Genomic DNA, 15,956 nt, shown 5'->3' on the forward strand with positions numbered 1-15,956 from the left:
TGATGTTTACTTTTTCTTTACAATTTTATCTGTAAAAAAACTGCTTTGAATGCCTTGTCAATAATGGGGCTTGCAATAATCCGTCAGTCTGATGGATAAATTCGTCTGATGAATATTAGTTTTCAGTAAGTATTAATTTTTTGGCACTTTTATAGTCACTGAAATTAGAATAACAACGCTAGACTGGGGAATATGATGAGCGCTTCAATTATCACTAATCTTGAGCAGTTTAAACCCAAAAAACTGGTTATGGCTCAGTTGGTATCAGCCACACTGTTAACTCTGACTACTTGGCATACTGTCAATGCTCAAAACAGTGAAAAAGACGCAGCAATTGAAGTGATTGAGGTGACCGCACAAAAACGTGTACAGAACGTAATGCAAGTGCCTATTACTGTGGGGATTGTTAGTTCAGAGCTGTTAGAGCAAAGCAATTCGATCATGCTTGGCGACATTGATAAGTTTATTCCCGGATTTAATTTTAATGATGGCAGCGTGACCCAAGCTGGGGTGAGCATTCGAGGAATTTCCAGCCCCAATATTTCAGTGGGTGGCGACCCATCTTCAGCAACGTTTTATGATGATGTCTATATGCCACGAGCGGCCCAAAACGTGTTGTTTTCAGACATAGAGAGAATTGAGGTGCTTAAAGGGCCCCAAGGTACCTTATTCGGACGCAACGCGGCTATGGGGGTAGTCAATATTATTCCTAAAAAACCAAGAGAAGACAGTGAAGGATTTGTCAAACTTAGCCTTGGAACAGATTCGTTAATACGCGCTGAAGCAATGTCGAACGTAGCGGTGTCTGATACTGTTTTTATACGAGCCAACCTTTTAAGTAATACGCAAGACGGTTTTGTTAAAAATGTTTCTCAACCGGATTGGAATGCCAACAGCAAAATTTATGATTTAGGTACTGAGGATCATCAGGCCGCTAGAATTTCGTTATTGTGGGATATTGCAGCAAACAGTGAGTTTCAATTTGCGGTAGAACTTGATGATCTTAATCAAGCACCTCCAATGGCGATAGGAATAAGTGAATATGCTCTTAATGGAGGACGAGACCCCTTTGCTGCTAGTGCTGAAAACGACGTTCGAAATGGAATAGAAAGCAGAGATATGTACGCAGTTACTGCTAAATTTTTGCATGATTTTGATGAAAACTGGTCGATGAAATTTGTGTCTAGTTATCGCGATTGGGAAACGGTAAATCGTGAAGATGAGGACGGTACTGGTGTGCTTAGCCGTTATTTGGATACCTCAAATAACGAAGACTCCAGTATTTTTTATACCGAACTTCAAGTTAATTATGTGAGTGATAAAGTCAGTGCTGTGGCAGGTTTTTCCTATTCTAAAGAGGATGTTTCTCAACAAACTGAATTAAACCTTACCGCTGATACTATTGCCAGACTCACTACAGTTGAATTAAATAACACGATTCGTGGCGGTGTTGCCGAACAACTAGCGGCAGCAATTGGCGGAAATTCTGATGAAATCGCCGCTGCAGTATTTGGGCCGGGCGTTACCTTTGATGCAGCAGTCGAAAGCACGTTTGCGGCGTCGGGGTTTCCAGTTGATCATATTTGGAACGCAGCCGAGTGGGCTGGCGCTTTAAATGCGTTGGGTTTTGCGGAGCCTATTTTGCAGGCTCTGGGAATGACTGGTGGGGTTCTCAGTGCTGAGGTGATTGCGCAAACTGGCGATTTAACTTACGACATCGTGTCTCAGCAATTAGGTGTCTCAGAAATATTCGGTCCTAGTCATAGTGGTCAGTTTTGGCAAGAGAATATTTTTAATACTGGTGACTTTACCAACTGGGGAGTATTTGCTGATGTCGATTATACCTTAACCGATAAATGGCATGTAATCGCGGGGTTACGTTACTCGAAAGACACCAAGGATTTTAGTTGGTCTATCCCCGCAACTACCTTTATGTCAATAAGGCCAGGCGTGAGTAATCAGTTATTCCCTCAAGTTGATGCCACTGCTAGCGACTCTTGGAGCAAAGTAACAGGTCGAGTGGTAACTAATTATCAAATCGACAAAAAACAGATGGTGTTTGTATCTTATTCGACAGGATATAAGTCTGGTGGATTTGACTCATTGTCCCCCATTGATCAATCAGCCGGGCAGGCGGCATTTGAGCCCGAAGACTCAAGCAATTTTGAAGTGGGTTACAAGGCGGTACTTGGAGGAAATCTAATCGCCAATGTTAGTTATTATCAGACTGAATTGGACAACTATCAGGTGTCAGTTGAGTCAAAGCAACCCGAAAGCTCAACTGCAGTCCCCACTATTATTAACGAAAACCGACAAATTTCCGGCATTGAATTAGATATGCGCTGGATCGCCACAGATACACTGACCATGGGCATAGTCACCGAAATCCGCGACACTGATATCGATACCCCGGCTTTTTACGACAGCACTGGCGCGCTTTTGCCACAACAATCGCGATCAATCGATGCCAGTAATAACTATACAATGACACTCGATTGGGCTCCTAGTTTCGAATTTGGACTGGCGAACCTACATGTGGATTATGTTTTTGTTGAAAATACAAACGCAGAGCGTACCGATATACAACCCTTCGAATTGACTATCCCCGCTTACTTAAGTGATCGTAAAAGCTTAAACCTTCGATTTTCGATAGCGTCTCATAATGAGTCGATGGAACTGGCTCTTTGGTCTCGCAACTTACTAGATAAGCGTTATGTTGAATCCATTAGCAACATTAGTACTGCCACAATTGGCACGCCCTTCGCTAAAATTAATCGAGGCCGTGAAGTGGGTGTGGAATTTAAATATTCGTTTTAGGCGAACTCTTTTTTTTAATACTACCAGTGAGTGGGTTTTTATGTTGAGTCTTAATTCATAGCAATGTTACTGTTACGAATAACAATAACTAACGCATAGCACCTGAATACTCTATGTCGGAATTTTTTGTACATTTCGCGTTTTCGCAGATGGCACTGTGTTTTGTTTTACTGTTGCCTCGACTGAAAAAAAACCTTTCAATCCAACTTTTTGCTTTGTTAATTCTATGTGGTTGCGGTTATCTTTTAGGTGAACTTTTTGGACCATTAAACAGAATGTCTTTTGTTTGGTGGGCACAATATATAGCAGGGAATGCACTACCAGGGGTATTTTGGTTAGTGTCGTTAAGTGTATTTGCTGATCGCCAAGAGCTCAAACCTTGGCAGTTTTACGTCGCATCGATGACATTGTTGATACCTACACTGGCGACTTTGATTCAGCTGGCTCTACACCTAGATTTACGCCAGTACCCCGCTTTTTATGGATTGGTCACATACGGGGCGTTGGGGCTAGAACTGGTACTTATCTTTCACGCTTTAGTGGTTGTTATTAAAAATTGGCAAGGGGATTTGGTACAGGAAAGACGCTATATGCGTGGCAGTTTGATTGGACTTAACGCCTGTTATTTAGTCGTGGTGATTGTAGTGGAACAATTGTTCAATCTGCAATGGAGTTGGTTAGACCCAGTTAAATATGCGTTGCTCGCTATGCTAGCTACCACATTTAATTTACTGCTTTTTTCACTAAAAGAAGGGACTTTATTTGATCCTCGACTTAAAAAAAATCACAACATTGCACCTAAAAAATCGCACTCTCCAGAACTCAAGCGGGTTTTAGATTGTATGTTAAACGAAAAACTCTATCGTCAGGAAGGAATCACTATTAGTGCATTTTCGCGGCACTTAGCCATACATGAATATAAATTACGTCAAATAATCAATGGCGAGTTGAATTATCGCAATTTTAATGACTTTCTAAACTTCTATCGTATCCAAGAAGTGACTGAAAATTTAGCTCAATCTAATCACAAACAACGCCCTGTTTTGACTCTTGCCCTCGACAGTGGATTCCGCAGTTTAAGCTCATTTAATAAAGCATTTAAAAACCAGCATGGGATCACACCTACCGAATACCGTAACCAACAAGCACTATCTAACTGATCCTTAAACCTTGCTCTGCAAACGCTAGACCGATTGATTTAAAAGCTGAGTGATTTTGGAATTCGTCAGCTTTTTCGAGTATTAAGTAAGCCCTGATCTATCTTGAAAGCTATAGTCCCAGCAATATTTTATTTACATAAAATCAAAAAGGGCTGCTGATGAAACAATTGCATTGGATGATTAGGATGCTTGTCTATGTTTGGGTCATATCCCATTCGTCCACCTACGCCAATGATGTAAAGCAACGATATAATGCCTGTATTGCTTGCCATGGTGAACAGGGACAAGGAAATATAGCCTTATATGCTCCGGCACTTGCACAACAGTTTGATTGGTATTTAGAGCGCCAACTTCAACATTTCGCCAATGACATCCGTGGTAGTAGTGTTAATGACACTCATGGAAAAACCATGGTGCCCTTTGCCAAAACCATTACCGATAAGAAGCAACGTCAAGAACTTGCGGTCTATATTAGTCAGCTCAAACCATTACCGGAAAATACAACCGATAAAACGTCACTCAGCGGGGATTTAAAAAACGGCTCTCGTTACTACCATGGAAAATGTGGAGCCTGCCATGGCGGCAAAGCCCAAGGAAATCCATCTTTTAATGCCCCGAAATTGACCGGCATAGATCCTCAATATCTTCTTAGACAAATGCGTCATTTTCAGCAAGGAGTTCGTGGCCAGCATCAGGATGATAAATGGGGTAGGCAGATGGCCATGATGTCTAAAAGCGTTTCAGATAATGAACTTAACGATATTTTGTATTTTATTAGCGAGCAAGTTGAATGATGTGCCGCTTTAATTTGATTGTTAAATTGTCTACGATGGTGATGTTGGTCTTGGTGTTATTTAAGGTCAATGCTGCAACATCGTCTTCATTTACACTTTCAGACTCTTGTCCACCAGGGTTCGAGTTATCTGCAAACAAGCAATGTTTATTAGTCAACTTTTATCAGTTATATGATTCAGTTCAAGGTCGAGGAGTAGGAGGTACCCAAACATCTTTGCCAAAATATCGTGATGGTTTTACACCGCAACAAATAGATCTAGGCCGAATTCTGTTTTTTGACCCCATCTTGTCTAAAGATGGCTCAATGTCTTGTGCCAGTTGCCATCAGCCAGATAAAGGTTTTAGTGACGGCCTAGCAAAAAGTAAAGGAATGCATGGGGCCGGTTTAGCTCGGTCTGCACCCTCTCTGTGGAACGTGGCATTTTTGGATAAGTTTTATTGGGATGCCAGAGCTAACTCTTTAGAAGAGCAGGCAGTTGGGCCATTGTTTGAAGCTGATGAAATGGCAAATACTCCAGAAAATTTGCTGAAAACACTTAACACAAATAGCGATTATAGAGCTCTTTTTAAACGGGCTTATCCACTGCAGCCGCAGATTAGTGTAGAACATGTGGTCACTGCGCTCACTGCGTTTCAGAGTTCGTTGATATCCCTCAATAGTCGTTACGACCGTTATGCACACGGCTACCATCAAGCGTTAAATAAAAATGAAATTGCAGGATTAAATGTATTTAGGTCCTTTGTCGCTAGATGTGCTGAATGTCATCAGCCCCCTTTGTTTACCAATAATCAAATCGCTGTCATCGGAGTCCCGGAAAAAGAGGGGGAACCCTTAGATATAGGTGCGCAGCAGACCTTCAAAGCAGCAAAATTGCGTGGAGGATTTAAGGTGCCTACGTTGCGTAACATCACAAAAACCAAACCATATATGCATGCAGGGAATTTTGATGATTTGCGAGATGCAGTTGAGTTTTATAACAAGGGACGTGGTCATGCCGTGCCAGCTGGTGAATCACTACAGTTACATTGGCACATTTGGGAGCCCAATTTAAGTGACCGTGAAATAGATCTCATAGTGGAGTTTCTTGGCACATTAACGGATGAGGTGTTTACTCCAAAAGTGCCAAAAACAGTGCCATCTGGGTTACCCCCCGTAGATGGTGACTATCAACAGCTACATAACAAAAAAAATCTAACAATACTTTCGAAAGCAGGAGATTAAGATGCACACCAGTAAAATTATTGCCGTAACCTTGATATTGTTAGCCTTTGGCGCAGGCGTTTATCTTGGTAAGGGTAGCGAGGGAACCACAATTATTACTAACAGTAACAGTGGTGCTAGCTATTCTGGTGGCTTCGAGAACAATAAACAACAGGGTGGCAGTACCAAAAAAAGCGCCGTATCCCAAAGGACTCGGCAAGGGCAGACCCATATAGTCAATGCGGGTGATTCAATCATGGCTGCAGTAAAAACAGCAAAACCTGGCGATACTATTCAAGTGATGCCGGGCAGTTACCATGAGACTGTATACATTGACAAGGACGATATTCGAATTATTGGTGTGATTAAACAAAGTCAACGGGCCACTATGGATGGTAAAGGGGTGTTAAACGATGCCATTTTATATTCAGGAAACAATATAGTGGTTGAAAACCTGTTAATTACTCAATACAAAGGTAATGGCATTATGGGGCAGGCCGGTAATAATTTTGAAATTCGCAACAATATTATCGTAGATACCGGTATTTATGGGATTTTCCCACAGCTTGGTCAAAATGGAATTGTTGAACACAATGTAGTTTCTGGAATTGAAGATGCTGCCATTTATGTCGGCATGAGTGACAATATACATGTGGCGCATAATGTAGTGTTTGATTCAGTCGCAGGAATTGAAATTGAAAATAGTCGCCACGCTATAGTCGAAAACAATTACGTTTACAATAATACTGGCGGTATCTTGGCCTTTATTACACCTGGGCTTCCAATAAAAACCACCTTTGACGTCATAATCCGCAATAATTTTATTACCAACAATAACACCGCTAACTTTGGCGCTCCGGGATCTACGGTGGCGGGTATTCCTGCGGGTACAGGTATTCTAGTGATGGCGGCTGATGAGGTCATCATAGAAGACAACATCATTACCGGAAACAAAACTGCGGGGATCATCATTACCGACCATGAAAATGCGCCCAATACCACGATCGATCCTGGGGCCGATTCTATTCCCGATAAAATCATGCTTCTGAATAACCTGATGTCAAACAATGGTTATGACACCTTAGATGAGGTCAAAGCCTTGATGTTAACTGAATTCAAACAAGGTGATCCCGATATCATTCAGGTAGGAAGCAGTCGCGACAGTTGTATTATCAACCGCCATCGTTATGTCACAGTAGGGGTAAACAGCTGGGCAGAATGTGAGTTTACCAATACTGCGGCTATTGATAGTTATATCTTAGATGAGCCGGTTGCTGCACGAGTTATCTCAGGTAGTGAAAAAGGAAAAATTGCTTATTTAGGTGTGTGTGCTGGTTGCCATACCTATACTGGCCGCATGATAGGACCACCGGTTCAAATTATTCAGGCTTTATATATGGATGACCCGCAAGGGGTCGCTGACTACATCAATAGTCCGACCAAAAAACGTGATGATTATCCTGAAATGCCCCCACAGAATTATCTTGATCCTGAAACTCGCTTAGCGGTGGCTAAATATATGCTGCAGGTCAAAAGCTAGGACTAAAATTAATTATTGGTGACTGTATACATCCACTATGTATACAGTCTATACAGCTGTGTGACTAAGCTGTTGGTGCTCTACTAGTAGTGCTGATAATGCATCGCCTGGCAAAGGTTTTGACCAATAGTATCCCTGACCAATGTTACAACCTAACGCCGTTAACTTGTTAAGCGTCGCTTTATCTTCGATCCCTTCAGCAACCGTTCGCAATCCTAAGCTTGCAGCCATACTAATGATCGCCTTCACTAGTGGTTCGTCTTGTTCAGCAACACTAAGTGAGGTAATAAAAGAACGGTCTATCTTAAGTGTCGATGCGTTGAAATTACGTAAATACGCTAGGTTTGAATAACCCGTGCCAAAATCGTCAATAGCTATGGTAATACCTATGGCGCTTAAAGCTTGAAGCTGCATTTGAATTTGATCAGCGTCGTCAATTAACAGGGATTCGGTTAACTCCAATTCTAGAGCATTTGGGGGTAAATCAGCGTGTTGCAATGCGCTTTCAACTATATCCTGTAGATGCCCGTCTTTGAATTGTATTGCCGAGAGATTCACTGCGACTCGCAGCTTTGGAAACCCTAACTTGCGCTGCCTTGCACAGTTAATACAAGCCTGTTGAATTACCCAACTGCCCAATTCATTTATTAAGCCACTGCTTTCAGCTAAAGGGATGAATTGATCGGGACCTATCATACTGCCGTCGGGTTGTGGCCAACGCAATAGAGCCTCGACCATAGAAATTTCACCGCCTTGTAAGTTCACCATAGGTTGATAGTAGAGTTGAAATTGTCGTTCAATTAAAGCGGGTCGCAACAATTGCAGTAATTTGAATTTATCGTCGCTGATTTTATCCAAACTTTGATCGTAATAATGGTACGTATTGCGGCCATCTTTTTTGGCCTGATACATGGCGACGTCGGCTTGACGGCAAAGTTGCTTAAAGTCAGACCCTTCTTTCGGCGCACAGGTTATGCCAATTGAGGCAGAAATAATCACCTGGGTTTGTAATATCTTAAACTTGGATGCACACTTTTGTATGACGGTTTCAGCTAATGTTTCTAATTCTTGGTGATAATCTGTGAATGGAGCGAGTAGTAAAAATTCATCGCCGCCAAATCGAATTAGATGTTGATTAGGTTGTAAATCTTTGCTTAGTTTTAATGTTAACTGTTCGAGTAATATATCCCCCGCAGCATGACCTAAAGCATCGTTTACTGGTTTGAAGTTATCTAAGTCGATGAATAAAAGGGCAAGGTTTTGTCTTTTCTGTTGGCAGGCAGCTAAGGACTGGGCAAAAAGTGTTTCACCGTAAAGCCTGTTAGGTAAATTGGTTAGCGGATCATGGTGGGCTAAATGTTGGATTTCTGCCTTATTACGCTGCACTTTGGCGTTTTCACGCTGCAAAGATTGCATTAAACGTTTTATATCTTGGACTAAAATATAAACGCTAAATCCGGTCACTACAAAAATAACAATTATAAATATTAGATGTGACCAAGTAGATTTGGGTATATTGGGTGTAACAACACCACCGAGAGTCAACCAAGCGATTCCACAGCACAATGTGACCACAAACAATAAAACGGGAACAAATAAACTTACCCCCCCTAACAAAGCGGCGAAAATAAGTAATCCAGGGTAGCCAAGCACGGCTAAATCAAATAATCCGGCCCCAGTAATTGCTAACGCAAATAGCATGGTCGCCATCGAGCCAATTAATGTATAAGCGGAAGCGAGTATTTTATGTTTATAGGCGAAAGCTAGCGCTAACATTAAAAAGCCTATACCTATGGCAAATATGGTGAAGGTAATACTTCTTGCTACTAGGAGTGCTACTGCTAACCCAATTGCAGTTACTGCGCTTATCTGCATTAATCTATGGCGACGGATCTGGCTGTAAATATCATTTTCAACCAGATCTTGTAGCGCGTTAGTTAAGGAAGGAGGGCGTGGGGCCATAGTTAATCCAACAAACATAATTGTGTTTACTTTACCGTCTATGGCTCAAAATTCCAAACATGGATCACCCATATTCATAATTAAATTTGAGTTGTAAATAGTATGTAATTGATGGATTTTTTGGGAGTCATTGCAGGTTGAAATTCTAAGGATATTGATCCTTGTCAATATGTTGTATTTCGGTTCGTATTTGCCCTGTTACGCTAGTATGATGTTCCTCGTTTCACATGATTTTAAGGAGCATCTTGCGGTTTGCCACACACTTCTACTGAAAAGTTAGCTATAGCTAAAGTCGCTTTAATCGTTGTATGTCTAGGGTCCATAGTGGGTCCATTGGGAATGGCTTCTGTTAATATCGCTATTCCAGATTTGGCGGCAGATTTGCAAGCCAACGCTAAGATGGTTTCGTGGCTTCCAACATTATTTATTTTGAGCAGTGTAATATTTATGCTGCCAGCTGGAAAGTTAGCCGACAATTATGGAAGAAAACGTATCTACGCTTATGGTCTGGCACTTAATGCATTTTCTTCCTTAATGTGCGGTGTCAGTAATAGTATTGAGTGGGTATTGTTTTGGCGTTTCGTGCAAGGAGGAGCCTCAGCGATGATTTTTGGTACAGGAGTGGCGATCATTACTTCTGTTACCCCTTCCCATAAAAGGGGCGCTGCATTGGGCATCGCTGCGGCATGTATCTACGTTGGCTTAACGATCGCTCCGGCGGTAGGTGGTTGGCTCACCGAACTTTGGGGGTGGCGTTCGGTATTTCTATTTCAGGTTCCCATCGTTATTGCATTGTTAATCGTAATAAAACTGCGCCTTTCGGGCGAATGGAAAAACGATAATAAAACCAAATTCGATTGGTGGGGAACAGCAATTTTCGCGGTATTTTCACTTTCTTTGGTCTATGGGTTAAGCATATTGCCGAGTGTTTTGGGTTTTGTTTTAGTTGCTTTGTCTGCGCTCAGTTTGATGTTTTTTGTGTTGCATCAAAGCCGCAGTCGCCGACCACTCATTCGCGTGCAAATGTTTCGCGAAAGTCGCGTGTTTTCAATGTCTCTATCGACATCTCTGCTGATGTACGCCAGCAATGTTCCGTTGATTTTTCTGTTGAGTCTGTATTTGCAATACGTAAAAGACCTCACTCCATTACATGCAGGGCAAATTATCCTTGTCCAGGCTTTATCTATGGCGGTAATTGCTCCGATGTCGGGTAAATTGTCTGATAAGTTCCAATCGCGGCTAGTGGCTACGGTAGGTTGCGTGATTGTGGCTTGTGGGATGTTGATTTTGAGTTTGATGAATACTGATACCAGCATAACGTTTATTGTCGGTTCGTTGTTATTAATTGGAGTCGGGTTTGGGTTGTTCTCTACACCCAATAACAATGCCATTATGGGCTCGGTTCAGCTTCATGAAGTCGGAGTGGCCTCAGCAACCATGAATTTAGCGCGTACCATAGGTAATTTGTTTGGTATGAGCATGGTAAACCTAATGGTGCATTATTATATTGGTGAGGCTCAATTTACCCAGGAGCAAAACCCAGCGTTAATTCAAACCGTTGAAATGGCGCTGAGTATGTCTCTCGCATTTGTTGTCATTGCTTGTGTGATATCTGGATTTCGAGGTAAGTCAGATTCTACCTGAATATCTCTATAGTGATTTTCTACCCTAGGAATTTAATGTAAATAACCTTTAGATGTTTGATTACTTAAAGTTACTGCACACCACTACCTTACACTGCGGGGATAACTATGTGTGGATATATAGAAGTTGACGGAGAACGACAGGCGCCGGTTATGCAACACCCTGAGCGAGATATCGCCAATCAATTCTTAACAAAGGGCTTCAAACGTTATTACCCTGCATTTGGACAAGATGCCAATAAAACCATAGATATTGTTATCGAAGAAAACGGTCAACTTAAACAAGTTTCTGCAACTTGGTGGTTTGATTGTTCGGATTCTTTTCACGGATTACAAGTCGGTACACGCACAACATTTAATGCCCGAAATCTAGACAGCCCTTATTGGCAAGGGGCACTGAAAAATAACCGAGCCATAGTTTTCGCAACAGGCATTGGCGAGTCTAAAATTGTAGGAAAAACCAAACACCAATATTATATGCAAAGCGATGAAATCTTTGTGCTGGGTGCTTTGTACCGTAAGTATAGTGAGGGGCGATATAGCTGTGCGATTATTACCCGAGATGCTCATCCAAAAATGGAACCTTATCACGACAAAGCCTTTCCCGGGTTTCTACCCAATGATGATAAATTTTTGAAATTGTGGCTAAGTCAATCAGTGCAACAACACCCATTGATAGATAATGCGCTGAACCATGCAATTCTATACCCAACGCTTCATGTGCAAAGGGTTAAAACTTACAAAGATAAAGTGCCGTATAAATCGTTTGAGCCCGCAGAATTACTTTCTGACCTTATTAAAAACTAAGGGTTTTTAAGGATTAGGTTGCAGTTAGTTTTCTCTCATAGTGACTTGCCTCAACTCATAGGTTTGTTTAAAAACAACCCGCATAAGCGCTGAGTTTTGCAAGAAAGTGATGTAGATCAATATCAATAAAACCATTCTGAATACAATGTTTTTTCCAGTAAAATTCTCGAAGAAGGTTCGCGCCAATGAATATAGATAAACATACTTTATTGAATGATTTTCCAGATCATCATCATACTATCCGTCACCTTAAAATGAACGACAATCACTTTGCAAAATTATTTGACGAGTATCATGAAGTAGCAAGTGAAGTGCATACCATTGAAGAAAATAATCAACCAGTAGAAGATGAGTATCTAGAAACCCTAAAACTGCGACGACTCCACTTGAAAGATCTGTTGTTTGATTTAGTAGTTCAAAAAGAACAAAATATCTAGTTTTTGGATGATGTGTGGTCGTGAATAGAACGCATTGCAAAAACGTTAGAGGTCGCTGCAATTCGGCGATCTCTATTTAATACAACTGCTGTTTTTGATGTTTAACCCGCTTAATTCAGATCTTAGATTGGCTCTCTGAAAAACGAAGAGTCTATTTTATTACTCGTAAATAAACGCTATGACACAACACAAAGTCGTAATATTTTGCTGTAGTCTTAGGAAATGATAATACTATTGAGGGTAATAAATGAGTTTAATCAGTGAAGATCCTAGGATCGATCCACGTATTAAGGCCGTTTTTAGCTCAGTCTCTATGTCTAGAGGGAAAAACGTCGTCAGTCGAGAAGCGGCACTGGAGTCCGCGAATTCACCCAATGCAATAGCTGTAAGACAGATGATTTCTGGCTTTGTGTCACAATGCGATAATGAAACAATCGCGCCGTCAGATGGACTTATTATCCGTGATGAAAGCTTCATCTCTGAGCCCGATGGTAACACCATAAAAATCCAATACATTCGACCTGATAATACTGAATCATTACCCTGTGTTTATTATATCCATGGCGGTGGAATGGCAACAATGTCGTGTTATGACGGTAATTATAAAGCATGGGGCAGGATATTAGCGGCGCAAGGTGTCGCTGTGGCGATGGTGGATTTCCGAAATGCCCTAGTCCCATCTTCAGCCCGAGAGGTTGCTCCGTACCCCGCCGGACTAAATGATTGTATTTCTGGTTTGAAATGGCTTAGTGCTAACAGTGAATTACTCTCGATTGATCCGTCACAGATTGTTGTCTCTGGAGAAAGTGGTGGCGCTAACTTGGCAATTGCATCGGCCCTGCGCTTAAAAAACGAGGGGAATATGAGTTTGATTAAAGGGATCTATGTCCTTTGTCCCTATATAGCTGGAAAGTGGCCATCAAAAGAAACCCCATCATCAACGGAAAATAACGGGATTTTATTAGATTTACACAATAATCAAGGTGCAATGATATATGGGATCGAAGAATTTCTTAATGGTAATCCGCTAGCTTGGCCGAGCTTTGCTTCCGAAGACGATGTGCGCGGTTTGGTACCCACTGTAATTAGCGTAAACGAGTGCGATCCGCTAAGAGATGAAGGCATTAATTTTTATAGAATGTTAATGAGGGCAGGGGTCAGTGCTCAATGTCGACAAATCATGGGAACCATCCATGCTATTGAGGTTTTCCCCATGGCTTGCCCAGATATTAGTGCAGAAACTGCAGCAAGCATAGCTCGGTTTTGTTTTCGCTAGTCAAAGTAATGACAAAGCTACTGAAGTGTAAAATTAGCAGGTATCTAGGCTGTAGGCACAGATAACCTATGCCAAAGTAAAGAGTGTGGTAAAAAATTTAACTGAAACTCACTTCAGCTGCTATGTTGGTTTATGATTTTCATGGAAAGGAGAAGTACTGGTGGCAACAAGACAATCTAAAACAATAGATATGAGTCGGTTTTGGGTAACCATGTTTTTGGGTATAGTGCTAATATCCAATATCCAACCGGCGCGTTCTAACACTCTCACTAAATCAAACACATCGAGTAAGCCGTTGTGGAAAGGTGAATCAGCTGGGTTTGTCAGTCACGGCGATCCAACTAAAGATGACATTGCTTTTTTAGTTGTTTTAGGGCACGTCCAGGCCGCAATTAGAAGGGCTAACCATCACGATAAAGAAAAATCCATGAAAAACCCGTTTACTGTGAAGTTAATGGAAGAGTATGCAATCATCGACCCTTTTGTGACGGGAAAGTCGAGCACCAACTTGTCGTTGCAGCCCTTGTTGGCAGAAGTTGCTGCGCCTGATTCTTTTACGATAATGACCGCTCAAACTCCTTCGACACGGACACGGCGCAATGCCATTCATACTCAGCTTAAAAATCTAATTTTACGTGTAGATGCAATAGTCATTGAACGCTTTCCTTCGACACATTCTTCTGCGCTAGCAATGTCTGCATTACTGCGAGAAGCAGCTGAATTGTTGCGCAAAGGATTGTCATTGGAAGGAGAAATTCTGGATGTTTCTCAATACCGAGATGCATTGCAATTGGTAGAAGCTTCTCTAAGTTTGCATGTAAACAAAGCCGCATTGTGCAAGCGAAGCCGAAATGCCTCAAAGCAGTTAAAGAGTCGTGGCCCAATAGGAGACTTATTGGATCGGTTAATAATTATCTCCAAGTCGGGCACGGTTAATGCTAATGCAGGCGATGTATTTGATGCGGCTGAGCAATTGCGACAACTTGGTACAAGTTTGCCAAGTATTGATGCAGAAATATGCACTTGAACACTCCGTTCATCGTGATTACAGCTCATAGTCCCATATAGCGCATTGCAACATTACAACGAGCGTAGTTGCTACCAAATTCTTGCATGATAGCTTTGTCATGAACAAAACCATTTTTTTCGTATAGATGGATTGCCGCCTCACATTTAGCGTTAGTTAACAAAAATAGTTTCTCGATATCTAATCGTTGCGCTTCTTTGAGTACTTGTTGTAGTAAAATTTCGCCGACTTTAAGTCCTCTCGCTGACTTTAACACGCCCATTTTAGTCAGTTCAAAACAGCGGTTTCCTTTATTCCAAAACGCGCAAGTTCCTACAATTCCTAAGGTTGGGTGTTCCGCAAACCAAATCTTACCACCATTGTTTATGATGTAGCTTTGCGGATTTTCGAGCACTTGTTGGTCAATTTTTTCCAACACAAACATATCGTCAATCCACTCCTTATTAATAGCTTCAAAATGATGAGCGAGTGCCGGGATAAAAGGTCTTATCTTGATATCAGTCTGCATGACGGCTTGTTTGACATAATGTCTAGTGCGACTTAGCAATGATTGTTGCGAAAAAGACTTTTCGAGTAACAGTAACGAGCGATAAAAGTCATTGTTGTGTTCGGTACATAAATCTGCAGCGGCGAGTTGTACTGCCTCCCAAATGGGTTTCATTTCACTTACTCGCTTGCGACCCTGAGATGTTAACTTGAGAATACGTCTACGAGAATCAGATTGATCTTTAACTACTTTTATCAGTTTTTCTCTCTGCAATTCTTTACAAAACTGGCTTAGGGCAGGTTGCGATAAACCCAGTAAGCTCGATGCTTCGACTATGGTCAATATTTGTTTATCGCGGTCTTTCGAATCTAGCAGTGCCATCAATGTGAACCATTTGGGATTAATGTTCATGTCAAATTCTTGATATATATCAGCTGCGCTAGATAACATGCGTTCACTCATGCGCTTTAAGCGACTTCCAAGTGCTAATTCTGCTAATTCGTTTAAGAAATCTTGTTGCATTTCACTATCCTTCATAATTACATAGGTAAATATATAAGCACTTATGTTAATTGGCAAGTGTGATGCCATAATTTAAGTCAGTATTACAGTGAATGTTAAGATAGTTGTGGTAGGCCTTATACCAATTCATCTTATCAATTAGTCACTCAGAGAACACCAGCGACTTTCAATCGAGGCGTAGTCCTTTGAATGGCTAATTGATAAGATGAATTGGTATAAGGCCTACCACAACTATCTTAACATTCACTGTAATACTGACTTAAATTATGGCATCACACTTGC

12 protein-coding genes are annotated in these 15,956 nt (G+C 41.4%); 10 read left to right on the top strand and 2 right to left on the bottom strand.

What is annotated here, in order from left to right; translation table 11 throughout:
* Nucleotides 1-195: 195 nt before the first annotated feature.
* From ABJK37_RS09800 to ABJK37_RS09820, 5 genes are all read left to right on the top strand, one after another.
* A complete protein-coding gene (locus tag ABJK37_RS09800; RefSeq protein WP_348352577.1) occupies nt 196-2,817 on the top strand; it encodes a TonB-dependent receptor in 2,622 nt (873 codons plus the stop codon).
* Nucleotides 2,818-2,930: 113 nt separating this feature from the next.
* Nucleotides 2,931-3,977, top strand: coding sequence for a helix-turn-helix domain-containing protein (locus tag ABJK37_RS09805; protein WP_348352580.1), 1,047 nt, complete (start codon nt 2,931-2,933; stop codon nt 3,975-3,977).
* 158 nt (nt 3,978-4,135) lie between these two features.
* Complete coding sequence (locus ABJK37_RS09810; RefSeq protein ID WP_348352583.1) at nt 4,136-4,771, top strand: c-type cytochrome; 636 nt, start codon at nt 4,136-4,138, stop codon at nt 4,769-4,771.
* Complete coding sequence (locus ABJK37_RS09815) at nt 4,768-5,994, top strand: cytochrome c peroxidase (RefSeq protein WP_348352586.1); 1,227 nt, start codon at nt 4,768-4,770, stop codon at nt 5,992-5,994. The genes ABJK37_RS09810 and ABJK37_RS09815 overlap by 4 nt, the downstream gene beginning before the upstream one ends.
* A 1-nt stretch (nt 5,995) precedes the next feature.
* On the top strand, nt 5,996-7,513 hold the full coding sequence (locus ABJK37_RS09820) for a parallel beta-helix domain-containing protein (RefSeq protein WP_348352589.1): 1,518 nt from the start codon (nt 5,996-5,998) through the stop codon (nt 7,511-7,513).
* A gap of 48 nt (nt 7,514-7,561) precedes the next feature.
* Here ABJK37_RS09820 and ABJK37_RS09825 read toward each other — a convergent pair whose 3' ends face one another.
* Nucleotides 7,562-9,475, bottom strand: a complete 1,914-nt coding sequence (locus ABJK37_RS09825) for an EAL domain-containing protein (RefSeq protein WP_348352592.1) — start codon at nt 9,473-9,475, stop codon at nt 7,562-7,564.
* A gap of 252 nt (nt 9,476-9,727) precedes the next feature.
* Between ABJK37_RS09825 and ABJK37_RS09830 the strand changes: the two genes are divergently transcribed.
* The 5 genes from ABJK37_RS09830 (at nt 9,728) to ABJK37_RS09850 (ending at nt 14,665) form a co-directional block, all read left to right on the top strand.
* Nucleotides 9,728-11,119: an MFS transporter gene (locus ABJK37_RS09830; protein ID WP_348352595.1), complete on the top strand. Its 1,392-nt coding sequence runs from the start codon at nt 9,728-9,730 to the stop codon at nt 11,117-11,119.
* A gap of 107 nt (nt 11,120-11,226) precedes the next feature.
* Nucleotides 11,227-11,925, top strand: a complete 699-nt coding sequence (locus tag ABJK37_RS09835) for an SOS response-associated peptidase family protein (RefSeq protein WP_348352598.1) — start codon at nt 11,227-11,229, stop codon at nt 11,923-11,925.
* A 185-nt stretch (nt 11,926-12,110) separates the two neighbouring features.
* Nucleotides 12,111-12,362, top strand: coding sequence for a DUF465 domain-containing protein (locus ABJK37_RS09840; protein ID WP_348352600.1), 252 nt, complete (start codon nt 12,111-12,113; stop codon nt 12,360-12,362).
* Nucleotides 12,363-12,609: 247 nt separating this feature from the next.
* Nucleotides 12,610-13,638, top strand: a complete 1,029-nt coding sequence (locus tag ABJK37_RS09845; RefSeq protein WP_348352603.1) for an alpha/beta hydrolase — start codon at nt 12,610-12,612, stop codon at nt 13,636-13,638.
* A gap of 160 nt (nt 13,639-13,798) precedes the next feature.
* Nucleotides 13,799-14,665, top strand: a complete 867-nt coding sequence (locus ABJK37_RS09850; RefSeq protein ID WP_348352606.1) for a hypothetical protein — start codon at nt 13,799-13,801, stop codon at nt 14,663-14,665.
* 25 nt (nt 14,666-14,690) lie between these two features.
* On the opposite strand, the gene ABJK37_RS09855 is transcribed toward ABJK37_RS09850, so the two are convergent.
* The gene (locus tag ABJK37_RS09855) at nt 14,691-15,674 is read right to left on the bottom strand and encodes a bifunctional helix-turn-helix transcriptional regulator/GNAT family N-acetyltransferase (protein WP_348352609.1); all 984 of its coding nucleotides are present in this window, start codon (nt 15,672-15,674) and stop codon (nt 14,691-14,693) included.
* Nucleotides 15,675-15,956 lie beyond the last annotated feature (282 nt).

It is taken from the genome of Paraglaciecola sp. (genome assembly GCF_039964565.1).
In the GTDB taxonomy this organism is placed as follows: domain Bacteria; phylum Pseudomonadota; class Gammaproteobacteria; order Enterobacterales; family Alteromonadaceae; genus Paraglaciecola.

Bases quoted from the DNA above. Each gene is read 5' to 3' on its own strand.
- ABJK37_RS09805 (WP_348352580.1), top strand. From the start codon at position 2,931: ATGTCGGAATTTTTTGTACATTTCGCGTTTTCGCAGATGGCACTGTGT.
- ABJK37_RS09840 (WP_348352600.1), top strand. From the start codon at position 12,111: ATGAATATAGATAAACATACTTTATTGAATGATTTTCCAGATCATCAT.
- ABJK37_RS09800 (WP_348352577.1), top strand. From the start codon at position 196: ATGAGCGCTTCAATTATCACTAATCTTGAGCAGTTTAAACCCAAAAAA.
- ABJK37_RS09835 (WP_348352598.1), top strand. From the start codon at position 11,227: ATGTGTGGATATATAGAAGTTGACGGAGAACGACAGGCGCCGGTTATG.
- ABJK37_RS09815 (WP_348352586.1), top strand. From the start codon at position 4,768: ATGATGTGCCGCTTTAATTTGATTGTTAAATTGTCTACGATGGTGATG.
- ABJK37_RS09825 (WP_348352592.1), bottom strand. From the start codon at position 9,475: ATGGCCCCACGCCCTCCTTCCTTAACTAACGCGCTACAAGATCTGGTT.
- ABJK37_RS09855 (WP_348352609.1), bottom strand. From the start codon at position 15,674: ATGCAACAAGATTTCTTAAACGAATTAGCAGAATTAGCACTTGGAAGT.
- ABJK37_RS09845 (WP_348352603.1), top strand. From the start codon at position 12,610: ATGAGTTTAATCAGTGAAGATCCTAGGATCGATCCACGTATTAAGGCC.
- ABJK37_RS09820 (WP_348352589.1), top strand. From the start codon at position 5,996: ATGCACACCAGTAAAATTATTGCCGTAACCTTGATATTGTTAGCCTTT.
- ABJK37_RS09810 (WP_348352583.1), top strand. From the start codon at position 4,136: ATGAAACAATTGCATTGGATGATTAGGATGCTTGTCTATGTTTGGGTC.